Source organism: Frankia sp. AgKG'84/4, from assembly GCF_023242965.2.
Lineage (GTDB): Bacteria > Actinomycetota > Actinomycetes > Frankiales > Frankiaceae > Frankia.
The window spans coordinates 1-3,117 of sequence record NZ_JALKFU020000600.1 but is presented as its reverse complement, the minus strand read 5'-3'; the positions used below and the strand labels follow the sequence as shown (position 1 = coordinate 3,117).

The window sequence follows — 3,117 nt, the reverse complement described above, 5'->3', positions numbered from 1 at the left end:
GCCGAGACGGCTCGCTGGACGCCGGGGCGCCGGGTGCCCCGTGCGTCGGGCCGTGCGTCGCCGCCCCGGAGAGGTTCCACGGTGGCGTGCCACTGGCCGTCAGGTCACCGGTACCCCCGGCACCGGGCGGCGCGGGCAGACCGGGCACGGCCGGGGACGGCCAGGACGGCGGCGGACTGCCCGATGGAGACGGGGTCTGCACGGTATGCGGGACAGCTCCAGGGGCCTGCGCGGCCACGTCCCCCGCGACGACGCCCGGCGCGGTCGCGGTCCGGTGAGGCGCCGAAGGGCCGTCCTCGTCGGCCGCGGCCGGCGACGGCGGGAGGATGTCCGGGCCGAGGATGTCGACCAGCTCGGCGCGCAGGGCCTCGGCCGTCGGCCGGTCTCCCGGCTCGCGGGCCAGGGTCCGGCGGACGATCTCGCGCAGCGGCTCGGCGATCCTGGTGTAGTCGACCCGCGGCTGTTCGTGGACGATCCGGTAGGCGACCGCCTCGGCGGGGCCCTGGCCGTACGGCGGGACGCCGGTGGCGGCGTAGCAGATCAGGCCGCCCCAGGCGAACAGGTCGCTGGCGGCGCCGATCTCGCCGCCCGTGACCAACTCGGGCGAGAGCCAGCCCGGCGTACCGATCACGGTGCCGGTCACGGTGAGCTGGCCGGCGTCGCGCACCGCGGCCACGCCGAAGTCGATGACGACCGGGCCGTTCGCCGTCCACATGACGTTCGACGGCTTGAGGTCGCGGTGAATCAGGCCCGGGGTATGGATGGAGACCAGCGCGTCGGCGAGGCCGGCGGCGAGTCTGCCCTGGTCGGCCGCGTCCAGCGGGCCGTGCCGGTTGATGTGCTGCTCGAGGGTGGCCGCGGCGAGGAACTCGGTCGCGATCCACGGCGGCTCGGCGGTGATGTCGAAGTCGAGCAGCTTGGCGGTGTGCTGGCCGCGCACCCGGAAGCAGGCCTGCAGCTCCCGTTGGAAGCGCACCCGGAAGTTCGGGTTCTCGGCCAGCTCCGAACGGATGATCTTGATGGCGACCTGACCGAGCGGGCCGTCGGCGAGATAGACGACGCCCATCCCCCCGCCGCCGAGCCGGCCGAGCAGACGGTGCGGCCCGACCTGGACCGGGTCGGACAGGCGCAGGGCGGCAACCGTGACCGGCACCGGATCGGTGGACATCGCGCGATCCCTTCCTGTGCCCGGATGTCGTCCGCGCCGACCACTCAGGCCAGACCCGGCCGGTAGGGCCCCCGACAGCGACAAATCCCCTGGATCGTAGCGATCGGGGGCCGTATGTCGATCCTCGGTCGGCCAGCTGACCTCAGTGGATGGCCCCTGCGCGGCCCCGGCGCCCGCCGGCGGGGCGGTTGACGGCGGGCCGCCCGCGTCCCGCCCGACGCGGATCTGTGGACGGAGGAGACAGACCACGGTGGTTGTCCACAGCGCCGGACCGCGCGCCGAGCACCCCGCACGGCTCGCCGTAGGGTGGCGCCATGACCTCGCTGTCCGGTTCCGTGCGCGATGCTTCCGGTCCCACGGGCGGCCCGGTCGCCGCCTCGGCGGGCACGAGTGACGAGGTCCTCCAGCGGATCTTCGGCTATGACTCGTTCCGGGCCGGCCAGCGCGAGATCATCGAACATGTCGTCGGCGGTGGCGACGCGCTCGTGCTCATGCCGACCGGCGGCGGCAAGTCGCTGTGCTACCAGATTCCCGCGCTGGTCCGACCGGGCACCGGGGTGGTGATCTCGCCGCTGATCGCCCTCATGCAGGACCAGGTCGACGCCCTGCGGGCGCTGGGCGTGCGCGCCGGCTTCCTCAACTCCACCCAGGACGTCGACGCCCGCCGGGCCACCGAGAGCGCGCTGCTAGCCGGCGAACTCGACCTGCTCTACCTCGCGCCGGAGCGGCTGCGGACCGAGTCGACGGCCCGCCTGTTCGACCGGGCGGCGGTCTCGCTGTTCGCCATCGACGAGGCGCACTGCGTCGCCCAGTGGGGGCACGACTTCCGCCCCGACTACCTGCTCCTGTCGATGCTGCACGAGCGCTGGCCCGCGGTGCCGCGCCTCGCGCTGACCGCCACCGCGACCCCGGAGACCCACCGGGAGATCACCAGCCGGCTCGACCTCGCGGACGCCCATCACCACGTGGCGAACTTCGACCGGCCGAACATCCAGTACCGCATCGTGCCGAAGAAGGAACGCAAGGCCCAGCTCCTGGAGCTGCTGCGCACCGAGCACGCGGGCGACGCGGGCATCGTCTACTGCCTGTCCCGCTCCTCCGTCGAGCAGATCGCCGAGTTCCTGGCCGCGCAGGGCATCCCCGCGCTGCCCTACCACGCCGGGCTGGACGCCCGGGTCCGCGCGCGCAACCAGGCCCGGTTCCTCCGGGAGGACGGCGTCGTCATGGTTGCGACGATCGCCTTCGGCATGGGCATCGACAAGCCGGACGTGCGCTTCGTCGCCCATCTGGACCTGCCGAAGTCGGTCGAGGGCTACTACCAGGAGACCGGCCGCGCCGGGCGGGACGGCCTGCGCTCGACCGCGTGGCTGGCCTACGGCCTGCAGGACGTCATCCAGCAGCGGCGGCTCATCGACGACTCCCCCGGCGACGCCGCGCACCGCCGGCGCCTGGGCACCCACCTCGACGCGATGCTCGCCCTGTGCGAGACGGTCGAGTGCCGCCGCGTCGGCCTGCTCGCCTATTTCGGCCAGCGCGGCGCCCAGCCCTGCGGCAACTGCGACACGTGCCTGGCCCCGCCCGAGACCTGGGACGGCACCGTCGCGGCGCAGAAACTGCTCTCCACCGTGCTCCGGCTGGACCGGGAACGCCGCCAGCACTTCGGCGCCGGACAGGTCATCGACATCCTCCTCGGCCGGCGCACCGCCCGGGTGGAGCAGTTCGGCCACGACACCCTCACCGTGTTTGGTGTGGGTGCGGAGCTGAAGGAACTCGAATGGCGCGCGGTGGTGCGCCAGCTCCTCGCCCAGGGCCTGCTGACCGTCCAGGGCGAACACGGCACCCTCGCGCTCACCGACACCAGCGCCGACGTGCTGCGCGGGACACGCAAGGTGGCGCTGCGCCGCGAGCCGGAGCGCCCGGCGCGTTCCGGCGGCGGGGCCGACTCGGGC

Annotated in this window: 2 protein-coding genes; one reads left to right on the top strand and one right to left on the bottom strand. The window is 73.8% G+C overall.

Going from position 1 to position 3,117, the window contains the following annotated elements; genetic code table 11:
- Nucleotides 1-1,168: serine/threonine-protein kinase (locus MXD58_RS23785; protein ID WP_250609958.1), on the bottom strand; the 1,168-nt coding region annotated here is incomplete at its 3' end.
- Between the two features lie 314 nt (nucleotides 1,169-1,482).
- On the opposite strand from MXD58_RS23785, the gene recQ reads away from it, so the two are divergent.
- Nucleotides 1,483-3,117: DNA helicase RecQ (gene recQ, locus MXD58_RS23780; protein WP_250609957.1), on the top strand; the 1,635-nt coding region annotated here is incomplete at its 3' end.